The 23,577-nt window shown below is 46.4% G+C and carries 18 protein-coding genes; 1 reads left to right on the forward strand and 17 read right to left on the reverse strand.

The annotated features are described in order from the left end of the window. Positions 1-84: 84 nt before the first annotated feature. The 5 genes from AC1HCU_RS12335 to AC1HCU_RS12355 all read right to left on the reverse strand — a co-directional run bounded on the left by AC1HCU_RS12335 (position 85) and on the right by AC1HCU_RS12355 (position 9,041). Complete coding sequence (locus AC1HCU_RS12335; protein WP_480366377.1) at positions 85-1,533, reverse strand: Gfo/Idh/MocA family oxidoreductase; 1,449 nt, start codon at positions 1,531-1,533, stop codon at positions 85-87. A gap of 14 nt (positions 1,534-1,547) precedes the next feature. Then, positions 1,548-3,584 carry an alpha/beta hydrolase family protein gene (locus tag AC1HCU_RS12340; RefSeq protein WP_480366379.1) on the reverse strand — a complete coding sequence of 679 codons (2,037 nt, stop codon included), beginning with the start codon at positions 3,582-3,584 and terminating at the stop codon, positions 1,548-1,550. Next, a complete protein-coding gene (locus AC1HCU_RS12345) occupies positions 3,581-4,351 on the reverse strand; it encodes a glucosamine-6-phosphate deaminase (protein WP_480366381.1) in 771 nt (256 codons plus the stop codon). Before AC1HCU_RS12345 ends, AC1HCU_RS12340 begins: the two co-directional genes overlap by 4 nt. A gap of 61 nt (positions 4,352-4,412) precedes the next feature. Then, positions 4,413-5,963, reverse strand: a complete 1,551-nt coding sequence (locus tag AC1HCU_RS12350) for a SusD/RagB family nutrient-binding outer membrane lipoprotein (protein WP_480366383.1) — start codon at positions 5,961-5,963, stop codon at positions 4,413-4,415. Positions 5,964-5,972: 9 nt separating this feature from the next. Beyond that, on the reverse strand, positions 5,973-9,041 hold the full coding sequence (locus AC1HCU_RS12355; RefSeq protein ID WP_480366385.1) for a SusC/RagA family TonB-linked outer membrane protein: 3,069 nt from the start codon (positions 9,039-9,041) through the stop codon (positions 5,973-5,975). Between the two features lie 316 nt (positions 9,042-9,357). Here AC1HCU_RS12355 and AC1HCU_RS12360 point away from each other — a divergent pair, with 316 nt between their 5' ends. Further along, a complete protein-coding gene (locus AC1HCU_RS12360; RefSeq protein ID WP_480366387.1) occupies positions 9,358-10,518 on the forward strand; it encodes a DNA-binding transcriptional regulator in 1,161 nt (386 codons plus the stop codon). Between the two features lie 22 nt (positions 10,519-10,540). Here the strand turns inward: AC1HCU_RS12360 and AC1HCU_RS12365 are convergent, their stop codons facing one another. From AC1HCU_RS12365 to AC1HCU_RS12420, 12 genes are all read right to left on the reverse strand, one after another. Further along, complete coding sequence (locus tag AC1HCU_RS12365; RefSeq protein WP_480366389.1) at positions 10,541-12,430, reverse strand: AMP-dependent synthetase/ligase; 1,890 nt, start codon at positions 12,428-12,430, stop codon at positions 10,541-10,543. Between the two features lie 22 nt (positions 12,431-12,452). Beyond that, complete coding sequence (locus AC1HCU_RS12370) at positions 12,453-12,740, reverse strand: GNAT family N-acetyltransferase (RefSeq protein WP_480366391.1); 288 nt, start codon at positions 12,738-12,740, stop codon at positions 12,453-12,455. Next, positions 12,737-12,952: a (4Fe-4S)-binding protein gene (locus AC1HCU_RS12375; RefSeq protein ID WP_294066938.1), complete on the reverse strand. Its 216-nt coding sequence runs from the start codon at positions 12,950-12,952 to the stop codon at positions 12,737-12,739. Before AC1HCU_RS12375 ends, AC1HCU_RS12370 begins: the two co-directional genes overlap by 4 nt. Positions 12,953-13,305: 353 nt before the next feature. Continuing rightward, positions 13,306-13,740, reverse strand: a complete 435-nt coding sequence (locus tag AC1HCU_RS12380; RefSeq protein WP_480366393.1) for an SRPBCC family protein — start codon at positions 13,738-13,740, stop codon at positions 13,306-13,308. 88 nt (positions 13,741-13,828) lie between these two features. After that, positions 13,829-14,881 (reverse strand): ACR3 family arsenite efflux transporter, encoded by a 1,053-nt coding sequence (gene arsB / locus AC1HCU_RS12385; protein ID WP_480366395.1) that lies wholly within the window; start codon positions 14,879-14,881, stop codon positions 13,829-13,831. 151 nt (positions 14,882-15,032) lie between these two features. Continuing rightward, positions 15,033-15,458, reverse strand: a complete 426-nt coding sequence (locus AC1HCU_RS12390) for an arsenate reductase ArsC (protein WP_480366397.1) — start codon at positions 15,456-15,458, stop codon at positions 15,033-15,035. Further along, a complete protein-coding gene (arsM, locus tag AC1HCU_RS12395; RefSeq protein WP_480366399.1) occupies positions 15,455-16,258 on the reverse strand; it encodes an arsenite methyltransferase in 804 nt (267 codons plus the stop codon). Before arsM ends, AC1HCU_RS12390 begins: the two co-directional genes overlap by 4 nt. 8 nt (positions 16,259-16,266) lie before the next feature. Then, positions 16,267-17,976 (reverse strand): arsenical pump-driving ATPase, encoded by a 1,710-nt coding sequence (gene arsA / locus AC1HCU_RS12400; RefSeq protein WP_480371186.1) that lies wholly within the window; start codon positions 17,974-17,976, stop codon positions 16,267-16,269. A 23-nt stretch (positions 17,977-17,999) separates the two neighbouring features. Beyond that, positions 18,000-18,326, reverse strand: a complete 327-nt coding sequence (gene arsD / locus AC1HCU_RS12405) for an arsenite efflux transporter metallochaperone ArsD (RefSeq protein ID WP_480366401.1) — start codon at positions 18,324-18,326, stop codon at positions 18,000-18,002. 106 nt (positions 18,327-18,432) lie between these two features. Next, a complete protein-coding gene (locus AC1HCU_RS12410; RefSeq protein WP_480366403.1) occupies positions 18,433-18,762 on the reverse strand; it encodes an ArsR/SmtB family transcription factor in 330 nt (109 codons plus the stop codon). Positions 18,763-18,865: 103 nt separating this feature from the next. Beyond that, entirely contained in the window at positions 18,866-19,978 is a 1,113-nt protein-coding gene (locus AC1HCU_RS12415) for an efflux RND transporter periplasmic adaptor subunit (RefSeq protein ID WP_480366405.1), read from the reverse strand. Then, positions 19,975-23,172 carry an efflux RND transporter permease subunit gene (locus tag AC1HCU_RS12420; protein ID WP_480366407.1) on the reverse strand — a complete coding sequence of 1,066 codons (3,198 nt, stop codon included), beginning with the start codon at positions 23,170-23,172 and terminating at the stop codon, positions 19,975-19,977. The genes AC1HCU_RS12415 and AC1HCU_RS12420 overlap by 4 nt, the downstream gene beginning before the upstream one ends. Positions 23,173-23,577: the final 405 nt, after the last annotated feature.

Below are 23,577 nucleotides of genomic sequence, written 5' to 3' on the forward strand. Positions count from 1 at the left end.
TCACGTTTCACGAGTCATATGAAGACAACTTAAGCATTGGTCCGGCAATATTTTGTGCCCTATTACAGATTTCGTTCACTGTTTTTATCCGACAATGCCCGTGGTTCCTCCGCTCTTTAAGGAAATATCATGAGGTTGATTTGTTTTCCAGGCCCCATTTGTAAAATCTGGAATATCGATCGGTGCGGACCGATTGGCTACGGACCACTCGCTTAACGGGCCAATGACACTCCACGAAGCGGCATCGTATACATCCATATCCACTGGCAGGCCGTTTCTTAAACAGTCAATCAATCTCCAATCCATCAAAAAATCCATTCCTCCGTGACCCCCAATCTCTTTGGCGATATCTTGCATCTTTTTTATAATAGGGGGATTATATTTCAATTCAAGTTCTCTGAATTTATCCTCAGACAACCACTCCTTATGATCCTCAGCGATGGAGATACGAGGAGGAAGCGGATATTTCTGCGCGGTTGCTTTTGTTCCGCTGATGGTGTGCAGTCGGGAGTAGGGCCGTGGCGTGGTGATATCGTGCTGAAGCAAAATTGTTTGCCCTTTTGCCGTTTTTATGATCGAATTATTCATGTTTCCCCGGAATGTGGCACCTTCAAACTGTTTAAAGTAATCTTCCTTCTGTGACAATTCTTTGGCATATTTATTCATTAGAAAATCATCGGAAGACATCGATACCATATATTCCATCCGATTTCCCCGGTTGATATTCATGATCTGTGCTACCGGTCCCAATCCATGAGTTGGATATAGATTTCCGTTCCGCCTCATATTTTCATTCAATCGCCAGCTACGCCCTGGCTTACCCCTGAAGAACAGACTTTCTCCTATTTCATGAACGTAACCTCCTTCGGCATGCACTATCTCACCAAAAAATCCGTTGCGTGCCAGGTTCAGGGTAAGCAATTCAAAAAAATCATAACAGCAATTTTCCAGGATCACACAATGCTTTTTAGTTTGTTCCGATGTTTCTACTAACCGCCAGCAATCTTCTACAGTAGTGGCCGCAGGAATTTCCAATGCCACATGCTTGCCTCGCTTCATGGAATAGATCCCGATGGGGGCATGCAACTCCCAGGGAGTAGCCACATAGATAAGATCGATGTCTTCCCGCCTGCACACCTCCATCCAGGCATCTTCTTTCCCGGAATAGAGAATAGCCGGATGTCCGGGAGATTGGATACGCGCCTTTGCTTTCTCGGCAGGTTCGGGCAACTCGTCACAGATAGCAACGATTTTCACCCCATCAATCCGGCTTATCCTTTCCACGGCCGCGCTGCCTCTTGACCCGACACCTATAAAGCCAACCCTCACGGTTTCCAGCTTCGGGGCAGCATACCCGCACATATTGAATTTCTGGGGATGCTTTTTATACGCCTCATCGTATATTTTCTTTAAAGACTTGTCTGTTAGTTGATTTTTAGCGGATATTTCGCTACCCAACCCTTTGACCGGTAACATGGCGGCAGCGGTCGCAACTCCTGCTATTTTAAGGAAATTTCTTCTATTAATTTGCATGGCGAAAAATATATTTATTTTACAAAACTGACCTCAGAACGTTCCCCTGAGAGTGAACGGAAGTGGTAGAATTCTTTCCTGAAGTCATCCGTTTCTTTGACACTTAACTCTCTTCCGGAAATAGTTACCGGATCAATAAAGGTAATATCTTTACCTGACATTGCAACTGCCAGCGACATATCTCCCCAAAGTAAGAATCCGGGGATATGGATCGCCATGGAGAAATGATTGACATCTCCGGATTTGTCAAATAAATAACTCAATGGCATCTCTCTTAAGATTAATCTGTTCACCTTATTCCCGAGGACAGAAGACAGTACGCCTGCCACTGCTAATTCCTTATCCGCATCGATTGTGATTTTTTTTACATGATGTGAATTTATGAGCCAGTTGACAACAATCTCCAGCTGCCCGGCCCAGATACCCTGCATAGTCTGGCCCAACCATAATACAGAACGGGATAAAGTGTGGAATTCCGGTAGCGAACCGTCAATACGTGTCGCCTCGGGAGACGCGTTCTCTCCAATACCCCATAAATCTACAATACAGATACCGGCTCCTTTTGTTACGAGTTCATCAATCAAAAGGGCCTTCACACCGTTTTTTCCTTTTGAATTCGCGATTAACACGTATTCCCTGCTAATCTTGTTTGGCAGGTATATCAGTAGGGGTATGAGATCTCCGGTCGTTGTTTCTAAAATATACCGTTCCCAGTCATTTGAATCCGACAGTTGGTGAATGTCCTTCAGTTCATAGTTATCCGATATCTTCAGCATTTGCTTTAGCGCGTCTTTTTTTTCTATCATATCCATACTTTCATCCGATAACATCCCTGACCTCAGCCGAGAACCCTTATTAAAGCAGTAGTCCCCGGTAGAAACCACCTCCGACGGGCGTTGCCCATTGGAAAAGACCATTAATACGGATGCTGGTAGCGGCGTAAACTGCTTCTCTTTTTTAGGAGCACCGGTCCCCTCTCTTTTTAAATGAAGGTCGAACCATCCAAGCATGGCTTCCCTCATTTCGGGAAAGTAACCATGAGGTGTATCAAATATCTGGTAGGACAGGTTATCATCTGCTCCATATATTCCATATACAGCCTTGGCACCATGGAAACTCTTCAACATTTCCTGCGGATGGAAGGCGGCATTGGCATCCCTCAATCCGCTGCAAATTTTGATTGCCCTGGGAGCGATAAGGCCCAGTACGGCCGACTCTTCGGTAAAGGTCAATCCTGCGGGCAATGCTTCACATATACAGTTACTATTTAATATGTACGACTGAAAAGTCCCCACACTCACCACTGGAACAACCGCTTTGATTCGCTCATCCATTGCAGCAAGCCACATTACCTGATTTCCTCCGCCACTGGCTCCTGTTGCCCCGATATTTTCGTTATCCACAAAGGGGAGGGATAAGAGCAAATCCACAGCCCGCATATTGTCTGTAATTTGAACTCCCATTAAGGTTTCTCCCACATTCAACAAAGATGCGCCCAAATTCGCTCCATGATATTCAAAATCGCCATGCACGGTAGCTCGCTCTCCTGCCCCCCAAGGATCGATGGCAATGGCTACGTAACCGTTCATGGCCAAGGTTTGGCCCAATGCCTGATACTCAGGATACAATTTTCCGTCGCGGGAATGTCCCATTGCCACCACTACCGCGGGAAATAGGCCGTTTCCGTCAGGAATATACAAGTTCGCCGCAGCATATACACCCGGCCGTGTCTGAAAGAAAATGTTTTTGATAGAAAATCCTTCCATTTTATAATCCCCTGTTTCCCTATATGTCAAAGGCAAGTCGGGGTAATAAGACACACTTGCATGGTGCAGGATACTATTCTTTAATTCTTCTCTCCGTTTAGTCCACTCCTCCATATTTTGCGGGACAGTTAATAGGTTATAAGCTTTTGCCGCCTCTCTCTTAAGAGAAAAACTGATCAAATCATTATTCCTATCTCCGGTAAAGAGATCCGGGAGAACATTTTGCCCCCGGACACCTTTGGCGAATATGACCAACAATATGAGAATAATTAAGTTTCGTTTCATTGCAATTGTGATGCAGAGTCTCTATCCAAAAACAAAACTGTATGAAGATGTCTTCTCAAAATGGTTGCCGGGCAAGAAGTTGATATTTCCTCATTCAATGTATTATACACAGCATTGGCTTTTCTCTTATCCGGTACCATACAACTGATTACTTCACAACGTGTGATAGCAGGGATCGTCAGGCTGATGGCCTCTCCTGGTACCTCTTCCAGAGTAGAAAACCATCCCTCTCCCAATTGTTGGCGGCGGGAAATTTCATCGAGCTGTACTATTTTCACCAACTTGGGATCATTAAAATCGGCCACTTCGGGGTCATTAAAGGCAATGTGTCCGTTCTCACCGATACCTATGCAGGCTACATCCACTGTAACTGCTTTCAATAACTCCTCATAACGGGCTACTTCACGGTCTATTTCTTTCGCATCCCCATTAATATAATGTACCTGAAACGGTTTTACCTCATCGAGAATTCTTTCTTTCAGATATTTTCGAAAACTGGCCGGATGTGTTTCCGGCAGTCCCTTGTATTCATCCAGATGGAACACGGTAATTTTACTCCAGTCGATTGGAAGCGTTTTGATCGCCTCGATAAAGGCAAATTGAGATGCACCCGTGGCCAGGATCAGGTTGGCATGTCCTTTGGACTGAATGGCATCATTCAAATGGTGGGCTACAAACTCCGCACTTCCTTCTCCGGCAGAGGTTTCATCCCTGAAAATACGAATCGAAAGATTATCTTTCTTGAATTGTTTGATTTCAGTTGTCATTTCTTTTTAATTATACACAAGTTATTGCAGTCTTTCTTTGAGTAAATCTATCTGTATACGACTAATCCACGTCCCACCAGAGGTTGGTTGCCACATTATCGGGTCCACCAAGTAGGGCTTTTCCTTTGTCCAGCTCAGCTTTATTATTCGCCTCTTCTGTTAACGGAAACGGAACTCTTTTTATAAAACTCCCTGACGGAAGCAACGGATTGTCTGATTGATACACCGGGTACATGACAGGATATCCCGACCGTCTGAATTCCGCCCAGGCTTCCATCCCGTTGGGAAAAATAGCCAGCCACTTCTGGGTCCCTATCTGTTGACGTTGTTCGTCCGTGTTATTGCTCCATTTCACTGGAATGGATGCCACGGCCGGGGATTCCTGATCATCCTCAGGAGCTGTGGGCTGCCTGGTAGATTGAATATACCCGGCAATTTCGTTCGAACCTATTTCCCATTGTTCCATACTTGTCTGGATCCCTTTATTATATAGCTCTTCGGCGACACCCCCCATGTTCCATCCGTTCAGAGCCCCTTCCGCTCTTAAAAAATAAGCCTCGGCAGCGCACATCACATGGAATGAGGCAGTAAGACTCGGGTTAAAGGTTTTATCACTTTTGGGTGTCACCCAATAGGTACCTACATTAGAGTTGCGAGAAGGGGTGTTTCTCGGTTTTCCCAAAAGAGTGGCTGGTAATCCGTTTCTTAAACTCGTATACGTCCCGGTAGTCACGTTGGGTTGAAAGTAGATTTTCAAACGCGGATCTTCATAACCTTTCAGATAAGATGCCATGGTAGAGCTCATCGCAAATTCATTCCAGGCAGCCACCTGCGACAAACCGTTCGTATCGTTACCCGGTTCCGCCTTTTTCAGGAACGCATTTTGTGAATTATTCAACAATACTCCGGCCGTTACCGCTGCCTCCGCCTCAGTTTTAGCTCTGGCAGGGTCTTTTTTCGATATGCGTAACGCGAGACGAAGACGCAATGTATTTGCAAAAGCGATCCACTTCTTAATGTCTCCGTCATACATCAATTCATAACCTTTAAAAATGGTGGTTCCTTCCGGCAATCCCTTTAGAACATTCACAGCAGCCTCCAGGCGGATAAAAAAGTCATCATAGATTTTATCCTGAGAATCGTACGGAATTACCTCAATCGGCTCGGCAGCCTGAAAATAGGGTATCGGCCCAAAATGATCGGTTAGGCGATGAAAAGCATATACCCATAGTATGTCAGCCAAAGCTGCTTCTCCCGAACCAGGTTCAGCGTTCTCTTTAATTGCTTTCAATTGTGGTGCTGTATCCACGTAAACAACAGTCCAGAAGCGCCGTTGCCAGTCTGGAACAAGTACGTAACGATCAGTGGAGAAAGATGTACTTGTCAGTGCAAAATATTGGGAATACAAGTCTGCACCCAGGTTTTGGACGGTTTGATAAAAACTGCGGTTTAAAGCCGATGCTGATTGAGCTTTGGCAAACATGAACGGCATTTCGCGCGGGCCTACTTCCGTCAAATTATTCGGATCTGTATTCATTTCCTCAAAGTCTCCCGTACAACTCATCAACGCGATAAGAGACAACGCACAACTGAAAATATATTTTTTCATCATACTGATTAATTAAAAAGTTAATTTAATATTAAATCCAAAAGACCTCGCCATGGGCGGCAATCCCAATTCCACTCCCTGATAATTTCCGGCACCCAAGGAAGCATCCGGATCAGTGGGGTTGTCTCTTTTTCCGATACCGTGGATATCCATTATCGATTTTCCTCTGTAAAAGAACAATAAATTTCTTCCTGTCAGGGAGAGTGAGGCTGATTTGACGATAGCGGTTTCTTTTAATTGAAAATCATATCCTACCGATAATTCTCTGAGCCGCACGTTGGTCATATCATACGTGAAGAAGTCGCCCCAGCCGTCACGGCCATTCTGAGAAACGGTAGTCCACAATTGTTGTGCGGTAACGGCGGTAGTGTTTGCAGAACCATCGGCTTTTACTGCATCAAGAACCAAGCCTCCTTCCCTGAATTTCTCCGTGTAACCGGCCACTCCATAGGCTGCGAGGTATGCGTCGGTCCCGGAAACCGTTTCTCCTCCAAGACGGGCATCAATCAGGAATGAAATCCTGAAATTTTTATAACCAAACCGGTTGTTCCATCCCAACATAGCATCGGGATTAAAATTTCCCAGTTTTTGATTAGACTCTGCTACCGGAAGCCCTCTGTCATCTACCACATATTTCCCTGAGGATTCCTCTTTTTTCCATGCCCTTCCATACAGATCTCCATACGAGCTGCCTTCCTTGACAATCACCGTAGCATACTTCGTATTGTCGGTAATATTCACCTGTGTGGTATTCGGGGCCAGTTTAATTACCTTATTGACATTCCTTGAAAAATTGACGTCGGTACTCCAGTTAAAATCATTCGTTTCAATGGGGGTAGCGTTCAGTTGAATTTCTATCCCCTTGTTCTCAATATTCCCCGCGTTGATATATCGCCTGTTAAACCCGCTGGCCATTGGCAAACCCACATACAGCAACTGGTTAATAGTATTGCTCTTATATAAGGTTGCATCCAGACCTAAACGGCCATTCAGGAACCGCCAATCCAGGCCGACCTCGTATGACTTCGTCTTTTCGGGTTTCAGATCCTGAATTGACTTTATCTGATTTCGGGAAATAAAACCCTGCCCTGCTCCCAGGGCAAATTGAAATCGTTGTTTCAGTAAATAGGGATCCGGATCATTACCCACTTGTGTATAAGAAGCTCTTATTTTTCCGAAACTAACCCAGGAAGGCATACTCACCATATCGGATATAATTGCGGATAAACCCACGGAAGGATAAAAATAACTATGTGGTGAAGGCAACGTGGATGACCAGTCATTCCTTCCGGTCACATCTACGAATAAATATGACTTAAGTCCTACTTGCAGGTTCCCATATACAGAATTCAAAGCGCGCACGTATCCGCCCACATCCTGAAAAGCCGGGGTAGTTGCCGCGGTCAGGCTGAATTTGTTCGGAATAGAAAGTCCGTTGGCCATATCCGTCGTGGTAGTATACTCCCTCTTTAAAAAACTGGTGCCGAGATTGTAATTAATGCTTATATGCCCGGTAATGGAATTCTCTCCCGATAGTAATAAATCAAAGTTCCTTTCCCAGTATTGAGAATTGGTCTCGTAATATTTACCACCTGTCTTTACGTCTCCCAATGAAACCGTACCATCGTAAAAAGAGCCGTCTACCTTATCATCATACCGGTCATAACTCACCCGTCCCAGGATGCTTAGCCAATCCGATAGCTGATACTTGGCAGATCCCAATAATGTTATACGGTTTCGTTCCTCATTTACCGACGTCCTTTCGGTACTCCAGTATGGATTGTCGTAGATCGAAGAGGTAGTCCAGTATTTTCGTACCGGTTGTCCATTATTCGGGTTGATGGTTTCATAGTCTTTCAACTCCACCTCGCTCATATCTCTCGGCATGATATATGCCTCTATGGGGGTCCCGGCATCTCCCAAACGCGGACGGTTTATTATTCTCTGATTCACATAGGTGATCTTGGCATCGGTAGTGAGTTTAGAATGTAACTGAGTGTTTATTCTCAGGTTCATCGTATTCCTCTCCAATTTATTACCGGGTATCATTCCCTCCACAGAATTATTGGTATAGGAAGCAAACCCTTGCATCATATCTGTTCCCCCATACAGACTCAACGTATTGTTAAAAGAATAAGCTGTTTTAAAAAAATCCTTCACATTCGTATTATAAGTCTGGGCTGCTGCCCCCCAGCTTTCTCCTACTCCTTCCGCCCCAACTCCTCCGTTGCCTCTGCCGTATCTGTCCTGAAAGTTGATTAATAAATGGGGTTGATCTACGGACATGCCGCTATTCAGATCTATCTTTAAAGCTCCTTCTTTCCCACGTTTTGTTGTAATTATTATGGCTCCGTTGGCCGCCCTGCTGCCATACAATGCAGCTGCAGAAGGTCCCTTAAGTACGTTGATAGATGCAACATCGTCGGGATTGATATTCACAGCACCGTCACTTCCTCCATAATTATAGGTAGTACCCGTAGCTTGCCTGTATGAAGTATTGTCATACGGGACACCGTCGATAACGATCAGTGCGGTATTATTTCCGCTGATAGATCGATTTCCTCTAAGCACCACCCGGGCAGCGGCTCCTGGACCTGTGGCAGCAGTTGATATTACAGCTCCCGATATCTTTCCCGATAAACCGCTTAAGATATTGGAACTGTTGTCTTTTATCTCTCCTATTGAACCTTCAATTTGTTGCGTTGAATAGGACAATGTTCTGGTCTTTCGCTCAATACCTAAAGCAGTCACTACAACTTCTCCCAAATCATAGGTAGTAGGTGTCAAATCAATACTGAGAGATGTTTCGTTTCCTATCAAAATCTCCTGTGATTCATAACCGAGCATGCTAAAAATCAGATAGTCACCACTATTTACTTCTATTTTAAAAAAACCGTCTACATCAGTTACTCCCCCCCTGGTTGTACCTTTCACAATGACCTGGACTCCGGGTAAAGTTTCTTTTGTGATTTTATCGACAACAATACCCTGTCTGATAGATTTATCTTGACTATAAATAGTGAATGATAAAAACAGGAGACATGTACTTATAAAAAATAATCGTCTAATTGCTTGTTCCATAGGTATACATTTAATTTTGTTATTGAATTTTTAAATCATTTATATTATTGTTAAACAAATACTCTGATCAAATGTGCCATATATCACCATATCGATAAAGCTTTGCAGGGAAAGTCTATCTTACAGGAGTTTTTCCATGAGCCCTGCATGTATATTACTGGTTCAAATTTTCACAAAGATACCCTCCCCATAAAGATCTTATAAGACATTTTACGAAAAACTAATGACAAATCACGAAAATATTTCTACAAATAATCTCGATTAAAGAAAATTGTACTAATTTCATTGTTAAATGGTAACACTTATTTGGATTTCAATGATTAAAATACTCGTCCTCATAGATTCCGCCACTGAGTTCAGCCGTCGTTTTCTGACGGGGTTAATACGTTATGCGCATGAAAAAGGTCCCTGGATATTCTATCGGTTGCCTTTATATTACAAAATGTTGTACGGTGAAAACGGAATCGTACAGCGAATTGAGGAATGGAGTATCGATGCAGTTATTGTTCAGTGGGAATATCAGGAAGTCAGGTTTTTAGAGAAATTGGACATTCCTGTATTTCTTCAAAATTATGAGGATGATGCTGACTGGTTTTCTAAAATTTCCGGCGATTATATAGAAGTAGGCGCAATAGCCGCTAATTTTTTCGCGAAAAAAAAATTTCAAAATTTTGCCTTCTATGGTAATAAAAACTTTCTTTGGTCAAAAGGCAGAGCAGAAGGCTATCGTATTGAAGTGGAAAAATTAGGAGGAAACTTCTACTATTTCGAATCGGAATATTTAACCAACAGTCAATGGAGTAAAAGTCATATAGAATTGGACGAATGGTTGTCGTCACTTCCGAAACCGGTGGCTGTTTTTGCATGTGATGATTATTTTGCTATTCAGGTAGCCGAAATGTGCAAAATAAACAACATCGACATTCCAAATGAGATATCCTTATTGGGTGTTGATAACGACGAGCTTATCTGCAACTTATCTAATCCGACCATCTCTTCCATCGTAACCGACGATGAAAATATAGGATATGTGGCAGGCAAGAAACTCCATACACTGATTCTAAATAAAAAGAATATCCCATTCAAGATAGCAAAAAAACCGATTCGTATTGAACAAAGACAATCTACCGAAAGATACAATATCTCTGACAGATATATTATAGAAATAATAGATTATATTGAAAAAAATTTCACTTCTGACATATCCATCGATAAATTGTCGCAAGTTGTTCCTCTTGGCCGAAGAACTCTTGAAAAAAAATTCAAGGAAACCATGGGCACCTCTATTTATCAGTTTATACTCGATAAGAAGATCGAGTACCTTTCCAATGAATTATTGACGACAAGAAAAAGCTTGTTGGACATAACTATTGAGAGCGGATTTAACGATGTAAGAAACGCCTATCGGCTTTTCAAAAAAAACACGGGATATACCCCTTTAAGTTTCCGGAAGAAATTCTCAAAAATAGACAAGTAACATATAAATTCACACGACTCATTTATTTAATCAATAATTTCTGCAACACCGCGATGTTATGATCCGAATCCGGCTTCTTTCCTTCCGGCGTATGCATCATCTCAATTTCCTCCGCATACTTTTCATACACCTTGTGCTTCACGATCTTCATGGTGGAGTTGACCATCCTGTTCTTCTCGCTGAAAGGCTCCTCAATCACCGCAAAGGCGGAGGGAATCCAGCGGTGGGGGAAGAGGCCGTCGTGCTTGCCCCCCTTCATGTAGGCCGCGATCTCACCGGCGATAACCCGTGACGCCTCTACCGGGTCGGAGGTGCGTCGCTTCAGCGCCTCCCGGTTGACCGTCAGCAGGGCCGTGGTGTAGGGGCTCTGGTTATTGTGCAGCACGCACTGGTCGATGAACTCCGACTGGGCCATGATCGACTCTTCGATCCCCTCGGGAGAGAACTTCTCTCCATCGTTGCTGATCAGCAGCGACTTGGTGCGTCCCAGCACATAGAGGTAGCCGTCGCTGTCGAGGTAACCCATATCGCCGGTACGGAGCCAACCGTCGACGATGGTTTCCGCTGTCGCTTCCGGATTCTTCCAGTATCCCTTCATCACGTTACCCCCTTTGATCAGGATCTCGCCCTTCTCACCCACCGGCAGCGGGTTCATCGCCTCATCGCCGATGCGGATCTCCATGCGCGGCATGGTCTTGCCCGAGGAACCCAGCTTGTGGGCTTGTGCGCAATTGGCGGAGATGATGGGCGACGCCTCCGAGAGGCCGTAGCCCTGGTACATGGGTATGCCGATGGCATAGAAAAAGCGTTGCAGCTCGATGTCGAGCAGGGCACCGCCGCCAATGAAGTACTGCAGGTTACTGGCGAAGTTCTGTCGTATCTTCGAAAAGATCATCCTATCGTAGAAAGCAACGAGCGGTTTTAACAAAGCCCGTTTTCCACGCCCCCGGTTGTACCCCTCCCCGTTGTAGGTATATGCCACTTTCAGTCCCTGGCGGAAAAGGCGCCAGGCGGTCTTCCCCTGATTCTCGATCCCCGTCTCGATGTTCTTCCGAAAGTTGGCGGCCAGCGCCGGCACACTCATCAGCAGGTGGGGGTTGATCGCCTTTATACTCTTGGGCACGTTGCGCAGAATCTCCATGGCGCTCTTGCCGGCCGCCACGGAGGCGATGGCGGCACCGCACTTCATGAAGGCGTAGATGCCGGCGGTATGTCCGAAGGAGTGGTCCCACGGCAGGATCAGCAGTGTACGGAAGTATGAGGGGATGCCGTTGAGATGGTCCACTGCCTGCTCGGCGTTGCAGACATAGTTGTCGTGCGACAGCATGATCCCCTTGGGGTTGGCCGTCGTACCGGAGGTGTAGGAGATGTTGGCCAGGCTGTCGGGCTCCACCGCTGCCATCCGCTCCTCCACCTGCTTCCTGTCGGCCGCGAGCAGGGCGTCGCCCAGCTCGAGCACCTTGTCGAAATAGATCTCATCCTCCGCCGGATCTTCCACCGCGTCGAGCAGGATGTAGCGCTTCACCGTGGCGAACTGCCCCTTCATGGGGCGCAGCTTCGCGATCTGCTGACCGGAAGCCAGCACCATCACCGAGTCGGAGTGGTTGATGCGGAAGGTGATATCCTGCACCGTCTCCAGCTTCACCGAGAGCGGCACGCAGACCGCCCCGGCGTGGAGCACACCCAGTTCACCCAGCACCCAGTTGTTCTTCCCCTCCGAGATGAGCGACACCCGCTCCCCTGCCCTAAGACCGAGTGCCATCAGGCCCGCCGCAAAGCGAATTGACTGCCCCTGCACCTCACGGAAAGTGAATGAACTATATTCTGCGCCGTTGCGTGCCTCATAAAGAAAGGGCCGTTCTCCATATTTCTCTACTGTCTCCTGCAGGAGCGCAATAATTGTTTTTCCCATATTGGATATTGATTGGTATACATTATGAAAATCTCACATCCTGAATGCCGGCATCTCTGTCAAACACTTTTTTTGCAAAAGGACAAAGCGGAATTATCTTCAGTTCCTGCTTTCGCGCAAATTCTACACCCGCCATCACCAGCTGCTTGCCATATCCTTTTCCTCCGTGAGTCTCTTCTACTTTGGTATGATCAATGATGATCTTGGAATCATCAATCCACACATAAGTCATTTCCCCGACGGGAAGATCATCTTCATACATGACAAACCGGCCTTTCTTGCCGTTGTCTTTCTGTTCGATCCTCGTCATTTTCCTTCTTTTTTTATACTCAATGCCCCCGAGGGACACTTGGCAACCTGATCAATCATTTCCTGGCTGGTTGCATGTTCCATCTGTATCCATGGCCGCTCGTTGGGTTTATATACATTGGGCAGTGTTTTGACGCATACACCCGAATGAATGCATGCATCGGGCTTCCATACAATTGTAATCTCTCCGTTGGTGTACTCTTTTGTTTTCATCGTCTGGCTATATTGAGTTAATGAATCCCAAAGTTATCATTTTTTTGATCGGCCTCACCGGCCAATACCATAATCTTCGCCATAAATTACTGCTTTCATCCAAAAAAATACCGTGTTCACGGTCGAAATACGTGACATTGAGGGGGACCGCTGGCATGATCGGCAAACTGTGAATAGTCTATCCCGGAAAGATTCCGACGGACAGGCTTTGACGCATCCGCATTTAGCAGAAGCTGGCCCGGCCGTGTAATGTGCCATGTCAACGGATTGAATGGCATTATCCCGGATACTATATCTCTGTACGTTGTGGAAATCCCGGTATCCACATCAAAAATCAGGGAAGTAACAAGCCGCTATATCTCATTTTCGAGATACTGCTTTAATCCCTGTAAAATATCAGTCCATCCGGCATGATAACTCGCTTCTGTAAAATACCTGCTGCCTTCGTCGAAGAAAGTCTCAATTCCTTCGTGCGTAAGCACCACGGTGGTGGATCCCTCATGGGGAAAAAGTTCCCAGGTAAGCACAGAGGTTCCCCCGCTATGCCCCGGATGCTCCCAGGTATGCTGCAGTTTTTCAGCAGGACTGACTTTCAATATTTTAAACAGGTGACGGAAATTGTGTTCTCCGTCTTCATCGGTAAAAGAAACGATAAAATCGAATATTTCTCCTTCTTTGGGTTCGAAGTTCGAGATATTGAAATACCAGTTTTTCATCTCTTCGGGTTGGGTAAGTGCCTCCCACACTCTCTCAACAGGCTGGTCAATGATAATTTCCTTACGAATCATACCTAAGTGTTGTTTATACTATAATTATGTATATGTAGTCTAAACAACTATTTTTGTCATAATGTTTGTGATATATCTTCAAAATTAGTCACTTCGCTGTTGCGTGAGCAGGATAATACTTTCTTTTGAGTTGCTTCGCCACATTTACCAGCAGGATGAGTACGGGTACTTCCACCAGTGGACCAACCACACCGGCAAATGCCTGTCCACTGTATAGCCCGAAAACACCGATGGCCACGGCAATAGCCAGTTCAAAATTGTTCCCCGATGCAGTGAACGAGATGGAAGCGTTCTTGTCATAGGAGGTATTCATCGCCTTGCTGATAAAAAAACTGATGAAAAACATCAGGGTAAAATAGATGATCAGCGGAATGGAAATGCGCACCACATCCATCGGAATCTGCACAATCAGATCACCCTTCAGGCTGAACATCAGTACAATGGTAAAGAGAAGGGCAATCAGCGTAAGTGGCGATATGGCCGGAATAAATTTCTTTTCGTACCATGCCACTCCCTTCACTTTTACCAGAATCAGCCGGCTCAATATTCCCATCAAAAAAGGTATTCCCAGATAGATGGCCACGGTCTCAGCGATGGTACCGATAGAAATATCTACGATGGCCCCTTCAAAACCCAACAGGGGAGGCAGCTTCGTAATAAACAGCCAGGCATAAAAGCTGTAAAAGAATACCTGAAAGATGCTGTTCAGTGCAACCAGACCGGCTCCATACTCGCTGTTTCCTTCCGCCAGGTCGTTCCATACCAGCACCATGGCAATGCAACGCGCCAATCCGATCAGGATTACTCCAGTCATATATTCAGGATAATCGCGCAGGAAAAGAATGGCAAGCAGGAACATCAGGATGGGTCCAATGATCCAGTTCAGCACGAGCGATATGGTGAGCACCTTTCCATTGGTGAACACGTTGGGCAGCAACTTATAATCCACCTTTGCCAATGGCGGATACATCATCAGAATTAAACCGATGGCCAGCGGGATGTTGACGGTACCCCTCGACAGGGCATCGACCCGTCCGCCGAAAGAGGGAATGAAATAACCCAGTGCCACACCTACAGCCATCGCCAGGAATATCCAGAGGGTAAGGTACCTGTCCAGGAAACGCATGTTACTTTTACTCATGAACCTGATATTTAGGGAGCGATTGTACATCACTCTGAATCCAATTTTGTTAAACTCTTTTATTTTTATTTAATCGAATAGGATGCACAAAAAGTCAGACTTTTCGCGCAACAACATCAACCGGGTAAGTTGTTTGTCTTCTCTTCTGCTTTTATTGTCGGATATGATTCACATAAAACGCATGAAATTCCTCTTTTATTTCATCGCGTACACGGATATATTCCGAGAGGATAAATTCAGGCGTACCCGTCGCATCCGACGGATCGTCAAAGCCGATATGCAGGCGGTGTTTCACTTTTCCCATAAAGGCCGGGCAACTCTCGTTCGCACCGCCACAGACCGTGATCACATAGTCCCATTCCCCGTCCAGGTACTTATCCACACTGTCGGAGGTGTGATGTGAAATATCAATACCCGCTTCTTTCATGACTTCTACCGCTTCGGGATTTAACTTGCCACTTGCGTTTGTGCCGGCCGAATGAACATCCAGGTCCGGATCGAACGATTGCAGAAAACCATGTGCCATCTGGCTACGGCAACTATTTCCTGTACACAGGATTAAAATTCGTTTATTCATCTGTTTGTTTTTTTTGCTTTTACGGTAATTGAAAAAATTCCCGACTCTCCTGATTTAAACGCTGTCAAAGAATCACGATGCATATATTTTAAAAGTAGCTCATCGGGCATATTCACTTTCTTCCTGCTAACGACTTCGATTTCATTGAACTTTGCCATGGATATCTCAGCGAGGTAATTTTCCTGCGGTATTGCTCCGGCCACACACCCCACATACATTTCAACAGCTTTTGAGAGTTCCCGGGGAAGCTCCCCTTTCAGTACGATGTCAGATATACAGAAATGACCTCCGGGTTTTAAAACACGGTATATTTCGTGAAATATCTTATCTTTTGCAGGAAGCAAATTGAGCACACAATTACTGATGACTAAATCGATTGAACTGCTTTCAACCGGTAAATTTTCAATATCCCCTTCACGAAATTCTACATTTTGGAATCCTCTTTTTTTTGCATTTTCTCGTGCTTTAGCAACCATTGCCGGGGTAAAGTCAACTCCGATCACTTTCCCGGATTCTCCTACTTCCGCACGGGCGATAAAACAGTCATTCCCGGCTCCTGAGCCTAAGTCCAAAACGATGTCTCCTTTTTGTATATTCGCAAACTGCGTTGGGATCCCGCATCCTAATCCCATATCCGCCTCGGCAATATATCCGTCAAAAGCACGGTAGTCTTCACTCATTATGCTATGACCATCTACTGAACAACAGGAGGAAGAGCAACAGGAGGATTTCTGATTTAGCAAAACAATATCCCCATATTTTTGCTTCACCACTTCTTTTATTTTATCGTTCTTTTTCATCGCGCTCATTATAAATTTTTCCATTCAATCAGCGCCGTATGCTCACCGGAAAGTTCTTTCACTTTCCCAATCCACGAAAATTCACTCCGAGCTTTTGATTGCAGAAAAGGGTTCTCAGTGTATACCAGTGAGAGGCAGGAGTTGACCACCCACCATTTGTTGTGTATGCCGGCCCGCTGTAAATCGGCTTGTAGCCTTTCCGCTTCAAATACAGGTGTTGCTTCAGGCAGGGTGACGATCACCACCTCCGTCTCTTCCGGGTTTCTCAAACGGGGCAATAACCGGCTTACCGAATCGGAAATACCCTGTGCCCTTTCCACTTCCTTATGGTAACTTTGTGTGGAATCCAGCAGGAGGAGCGTGTGGCCGGTAGGTGCGGTATCAATCACCACAATTTCAGTGTCTGCCTTGTCCACAATTTCAGCGAAAGCTTTAAATACCGCTATTTCCTGGGTGCAGGGAGAACGCAGATCCTCTTCTATATATGCCATATCTTCGGCGCTCATGTTCGGTGCGGCCTTGCCACGTACCTCATTCTTGTATTTTTCCAACTCCGTTGCTTCATCGATGCGGCTCACAGAGATACCGGCTTTCAAAGCAAGGTCGTAATTCAGGTGGTTTGCCGGGTCGGTAGTCGTCAGGTGCACCTTGGCCCCGCGTGCAGATAATCCGAGTGCAATATTTGTAGCCAACGTGGTTTTGCCTACGCCCCCTTTTCCCATCGTAAAAACAACCCGTTTACCGCTGGCATGGAGATCATCAATTAAATCTTCCAGCCCTTTTTCGCTCCTCATCGGTTTGTAGTCATCGATCAACTCCACATTGTCCTCGTACAATAACCTGCGGATATTGGCAATATCCGATAAATTATAAGAACGTAATGGAACAGTGAATGTGGGGTAGTCCGCTATTTCATCCGGAATGTCTTGCAAAGCCGATTGCTGTTTTTCGTGAATTTCATGGAATACCCTATCCTCATTTTGCAATTGCTGCAAAACCCCGTTGATCACCAGAATCTGATTCTTTATGCCCAGCAGTTGCAACTCGTGCGACGAACGGGCAGCTTCATGTAAGGCAGATGTCTCGGGACGACTCACTAGTACGAGACGGGTTTTACTGCCGTCTGCCAGGGTATTGACCGCCTCTTTATAAATATCTTTCCGTTCCTCAAGACCCGACAATTGACCCAGACACGATGCACCGTGTGTACTCTCGCTGATAAACGTACTCCAGGCAGAAGGCAACTGCAACATACGCAACGTATGACCCGTAGGGGCTGTATCGAAGATGATATGGTCATATTCCGATTGTTTGGAGGCATCCGTCAGAAAATCGGCAAATGCATTGAACGCGGCAATCTCCACCGTGCAGGAGCCCGAGAGCTGTTCCTCCATATTCCGGAGTACGCTGACAGGCAGTTTTCCCCTGAACGGAGAGATGACACTTTCCCGGTATGCAGCCGCTTCCTGTTCCGGATCAAGGTTTACCACCGTAAGCCCCGGCACATTGGCAACAGACGTACCTTGTCCGTTCAATTTTTGGGCGAAAACATCCTGAAGGTTTGATGCCGGATCCGTACTGATCAGCAGGATTTTCTTTCCACCATCTGCCAAGCCTATTGCGGTTGCACAGGCAACCGATGTTTTTCCTACTCCTCCTTTACCGGTAAAAAAGAGGTATTTTGCGATTGCTGTTTCTGATAAATTAAATGGTTTCATCATTGTTTATTCAAATCTGCAAATTACTTAACCGGGATAAAGTCCAGGGAAATTCCCGTCCACTCACCCAGTTGTTTGCTGGTGGGATAAACTTTGGACAGAACGATTTCTCCGTCTACCAATGTGATGGGTAAAGCTTCGGCTCCCTGCTCCTGTAAACATTGGTTTACCACACTATTCGAGACAAATGCCTGGGGTTCATCCTTTAAATTATGACGGGTAATGTTGACACCCTTTCTTTTTAACGTATCGGTTACCGTGGCCATCCTCATTAATTCAGGATTAATATTCGGGCCGCACAATCCGGTGGGGCAACACATGGCCGGATCAAAAATCTCAATCGTTTTCATTGTTTATCTGATTAGTTTTGTACTGTATAATTATATCAACATCGTTTTGATCATAGAGTTTTATCTTCGCCGAACAACGAACATAAAAAGCAAAAAAAAGATCAACTCAACAATTCATCCCTTTCCCGTCGAACAAGTTGAAAAGATCTGAAAAGAGTTTTCGGGCAATTTCCCAATTCTCTTTGTGGATGCAATACCGTACTTTTGGCGCTTCAATCTCTCCCTGTATCAAACCGGCCTCTTTCAATTCCTTCAGATGTTGTGAAACGGTAGATTTGGCCATGGGAAGCTCGTCGTGGATATCGCCAAAAAAGCAACTGTCCTGAGAGGCTAGAAATACCAGAATCTCAATCCGGGTTGGATGTCCCAATGCTTTCGCCAGGCGGGCCACCATCTCCTGTTCTGCTGTCTGTAACGTATGCTTTGTTGTCTCCATACTATTTCAATGTTCGCAAATATACGAACACTAATTGAATCATCCAAATTTTCGGATATGAAAAGCGCATCAACATGATTACAACCGGGCATATCTGATTTCACTATGGGATATTGACATGATACGCGCCCCTTATCAATACTTTTTCGGAAATACTGTCAGCCACAATCTCGCTGTAACCGTTGTGCTTCCTTCCAACGATGACTTCCACCGGCATAAAGTACCAGGTATCATTATCCTGTCTGTCCAGCACCAGTACAACATGACCTTTGTCAGTTTTCATGATCGCCTCATCGGGCAGCGCGGACACGCTGTCGGTACTTGTGATGATCTCCGCTTCAACAAACTCGTTGGCTATCCTGTTGACCGATTTACGATCCGTGATCGAGGCATAACAGTCAGCGGTCTTGGTCTGGTCATCCAGGGCTACACCGATGGAACGGAGGGTTGCCATACAACTCCCTGCATCATCTGCAGTCTGAAAGCGAACGGTCTGTCCTTCTTTCAGACTAGCCAGATCGGAAGCGAAAACGGCTAGCTTCAGCTGAAACAGATTCGGGTCAATCACCTCCAGCAATTCGGATTGTGCATCGATATAGCTGCCTATATGCGCATCAAGGTTTGAGATGATCCCGGGGATGGGCGTTTTTATCATGTAGGAGGCGTAGAATGTCCCCCTTTCAATGGCGGTGACGGAAAAACCCATCGCAGTCATTTTCATTTTTAACCCGTTGTACTTCGCCAGCGATGTTCTGTACTCACTCTCTGCCCTGATAAAATCTTTTTCTGATATGATCTTATCCGCATAGAGCGATTGCGTTCGCTCATATTCATTCTTCAACCGTTGATAATTGGCCGATGCTTCAGCAAACTGCTCCTGCATGTCGATGACCTCGTTGCCGGTGATCTCCAGTAGGGATTGATCTTTCCTTACCGGTTGGCCGTTGTAACAATACAAATTTTTAATAATCCCCGAAACAGGGGCGTTTACCGTGGCAATACCGTTCGGACGGGGAACGATGGAGCCGCTGCATCTCACCGTGCGTTCGAATATTTTCGGCTCTACACCACCCAGTTGCATCGAATCGGCAATAAACTGCCGGCTAGTGATCTCAATGAGTCCTGATGCCGGTTCAGTCGGTTCCTGCCGGTGTCCGCAAGCGTGGATAAGAAAAAGGGTGATACAGCAATAGAAAAGATGTGTAACCGTTTTCATGATTCCTGGTTTACTATGTTGTCATTATTTGTCAATCGCTCATCTCTTACTAGACGCAACGGGAAGAGTTTCACTCCGGTCACTCCGGAGAAAATCTCAAACAGCAGGGGAAGGGCAACCATAGTCAGCATGGTGGAGGTGAACAGTCCGCCGATCACCACGGTAGCCAGCGGCCGTTGTACTTCTGCCCCCGCACCGGTGGAGACTGCCATCGGCAGGAAGCCCATCGCCGCTGCACCTGCCGTCAGCATCACGGGGCGAAGCCTGTCCTTCGTTCCCTGAATAATTAACTCGTGCAGGCCCATCGATCCTTCTGCTTTCAGCTCTTTCAAATGCTCAATCAGCACGATGCCGTTCAACACGGCAATGCCGAACAGCGCAATAAAGCCAACGCCTGCCGAGACGCTGAAGGGCATCCCCCGCAGCCAGAGGAGAAGCACCCCACCGACAGCCGCCAACGGGATGGCCGTGAATATCATGATGGCATCCTTGAGCGACTTGAAGGCAAAATGCAGGAAAATAAAAATCAACAGGAGCGCCACAGGTACAGCAACAAGCAGTCGTTTCGTGGCATTCTGCAGGTTTTCAAACTGCCCCCCATAGGCGATGTATGTCCCCGGCTTGAGGGTGATATGCCCATCCACCGTGGTCTGGATATCCTTCACAACCGATTGCAGGTCTCTGTTGCGCACGTTGACACTCACCACAACCCTGCGATGGGTGTTCTCCCGTGATATCTTTGCGGGTCCCTCGGCGTAGTGTATGTCGGCCAGCTCCGAGAGAGGAATCTGACTACCGCCGGAAATGGGGACTTTCAGCTGCTTCACATCAGCCAGATCGGTCCGGTTCTGCTGACCGAAACGAACCACCAGGCTAAAACGTTTCTCTCCCTCAAAAACGACACCGGCTGCCTCGCCGCCGAAGGCAGTGGCAATATAGCTGTTCAGCGTCCGGATATCCACCCCGTATCGTGCAACTTTTGCCCGATCATAGTCGATCTTTATCTGCGGCAATCCTGCCGTTTTTTCCAGAATGACATCACTTGCACCGGGGATACCCTCAATCAGTTCTTTGATTTCAATGGCTTTCTGATCGATATAGGCCAGGTCGTCGCCGAATATCTTGATGGCAATGTCGGAACGGACGCCGGTGATCAACTCATTGAACCGCATTTCGATGGGCTGGGTGAACTCATACTCAATACCGGGGATGGCAGATAGCGCCTCCTTGAACCTGTCGGCCAGCTCTTCCTTGCTGCGGGCGCTCGTCCATGTCTTTCTCGGCTTGAGCTTAATGATCATATCGATCTCCTCCATCGACATCGGGTCGGTAGGCACCTCTGCCGCCCCTATCCTGCTGACAATCTTATCCACCTCGGGGAACTCCTTCATCAGTATCTGTTCCATCCGGGTGGTGGTCTCTATGGTTTTGGTGAGGGAGGTACCGGTTTTCAGTACGGGCTGTATCACAAAGTCACCCTCGTCGAGGGTCGGCACAAATTCACCCCCTATCCGTGTGAAGAGGAAGAGGGTGAGGAGCAGCGATACCAGAGCGGCGCCAAGCACCGTCCTCTTGTGGCTACAAGCCCAGTGTATCACCGGTGTATAAGACCGGTGTGCCAGGTCCATAAACCAGTCAGAGATATTTTTCCTCTTTGTACTTGAGGGTCTCAGAAACAGCGACGAGGCTACGGGTAGCCACGTCAGCCCCATGATCATCGCCCCGATAATGGCAAAACAGAACGACAGAGCCATCGGCTTGAACATCTTACCCTCCACACCGCTCAATGAAAGGATGGGGATAAAGACAATCAGAATGATGACCTGCCCGAAGATGGCCGATTTCATCATCTTAGAGGCGCCGTCGAACGCGATGGCATCCATCAGGGTTCTTCGCCTCGTCTCGTTTGTCTTCTCCAGGTCACTCTTGCTGACAGAGATCCTGAGGACGATAAACTCCACGATGATGACTGCCCCGTCAATGATGATTCCGAAGTCGAGGGCGCCCAGACTCATCAGGTTGGCGTCGATCCCGAAGATATACATCATGGAAATGGTGAAGAGCAGGGCCAGTGGGATCATCGAGGTGATGACCAGGGCCGAGCGTATGTTTCCCAGCAACAGCAGCACCGTGAGCATGACAATGATGGCGCCCAGAATCAAGTTCTCCACGATAGTGAGTGATGTCTTAGCCACCAGTTCGCTTCTGTCGACGATAGGATTGATATACACCCCTTCGGGCAGGTTGTGGCTAATCTCTTCCACCCTGCTTTTCACCTCATGGATCACCTCCTTTGAATTGGCATTCTTCAGCATCATGACCTGTCCGAGGATGGTCTCTCCTTTCCCGTTGGCCGTGATCGCCCCGTATCGGTTGGCGTGACCAAACTGAACGGTAGCAACATGCTTTACCAGAATAGGGACACCACCGGTGTTCTTCACCACGATCTGTTCAATGTCCTCTATCGACGACACCTGACCGTCGCCCCGTATAAAATAGCTCTGGTTGGTCTTTTCTATATAGGAACCGCCCGATATGCTGTTGTTGGCCTCCAAGGCGCTGTACACCTCCATCAGCGTCACCCCGGCAGCTGCCAGTTGCGAAGGGTTGACGGCGACTTCGTATTGTTTCAGTTTCCCGCCCCAGCTATTGATCTCCACCACCCCCCTGATGCCGGAGAGTCTTCTTTTGACCACCCAGTCCTGAATGGTGCGTAGATCGGCAGCACTGTAACTGTCCTCATAACCCTCCTCCACGTCAAGCGTATACTGATAGATCTCTCCCAGGCCAGTGGTGATGGGACCCATCTCTGGCTCACCGAACCCTTGAGGGATTGTGGCTGCTGCACTTTTTATTTTTTCTGCAATAAGCTGTCGTGGCAGGTAGGTACCCAGTCGTTCCTCAAAGACGATGGTGACGAGGGAGATACCAAATTTCGATACGGAACGGATCTCTTTCACACCGGGCAGGTTGGCCATCTCCATCTCGACAGGGGCGGTGATGTATTGCTCAATCTCCTGAGTGGAGAGATTCCCGGAAGTGGTGATCACCTGTACTTGATTGTTGGTAATGTCCGGCACAGCGCCTACAGGGATCTTAAAAACGGCATAGAGGCCAAATGCGGCAATGGTCAAAGTAAAAAGAAAAACGATAAGCTTGTTTTTAATGCTGAAGTCAATTATTTTCTCTAGCATACCCTTCACCTAATATTATGTGTATTCCTGAAAGCAGATTCAATCCGATATACGACTTATAATGGTCAAAATTAATAAAATATTTCTGATGTACAGCAGATTGTGTATTTTAGGCATAATTTATAAAGAATCCAGATACCGGGGAAAAATACAGGTAATTGCTACAGTTCTAAGGGAACCGCACGATGCATCCTACCGGAGAAATATCCAATCCTTTACCGAAGAACATGCGACTGTATTAAAATGTATAAGTGCAGGACACAAAAGGAGAAAAGGCCGGATTGACATATTTATCAGGGAAAACAGCGAATAGATGGTAGAATTATGCTCTACATAAATTTGCCTCCTTATGTTGATTATGATAGGTTCGGGGAAGACAATCGAGTAGAAGGAAAACGAAGTAGT

Source organism: Proteiniphilum sp. LBM24028, from assembly GCF_056629195.1.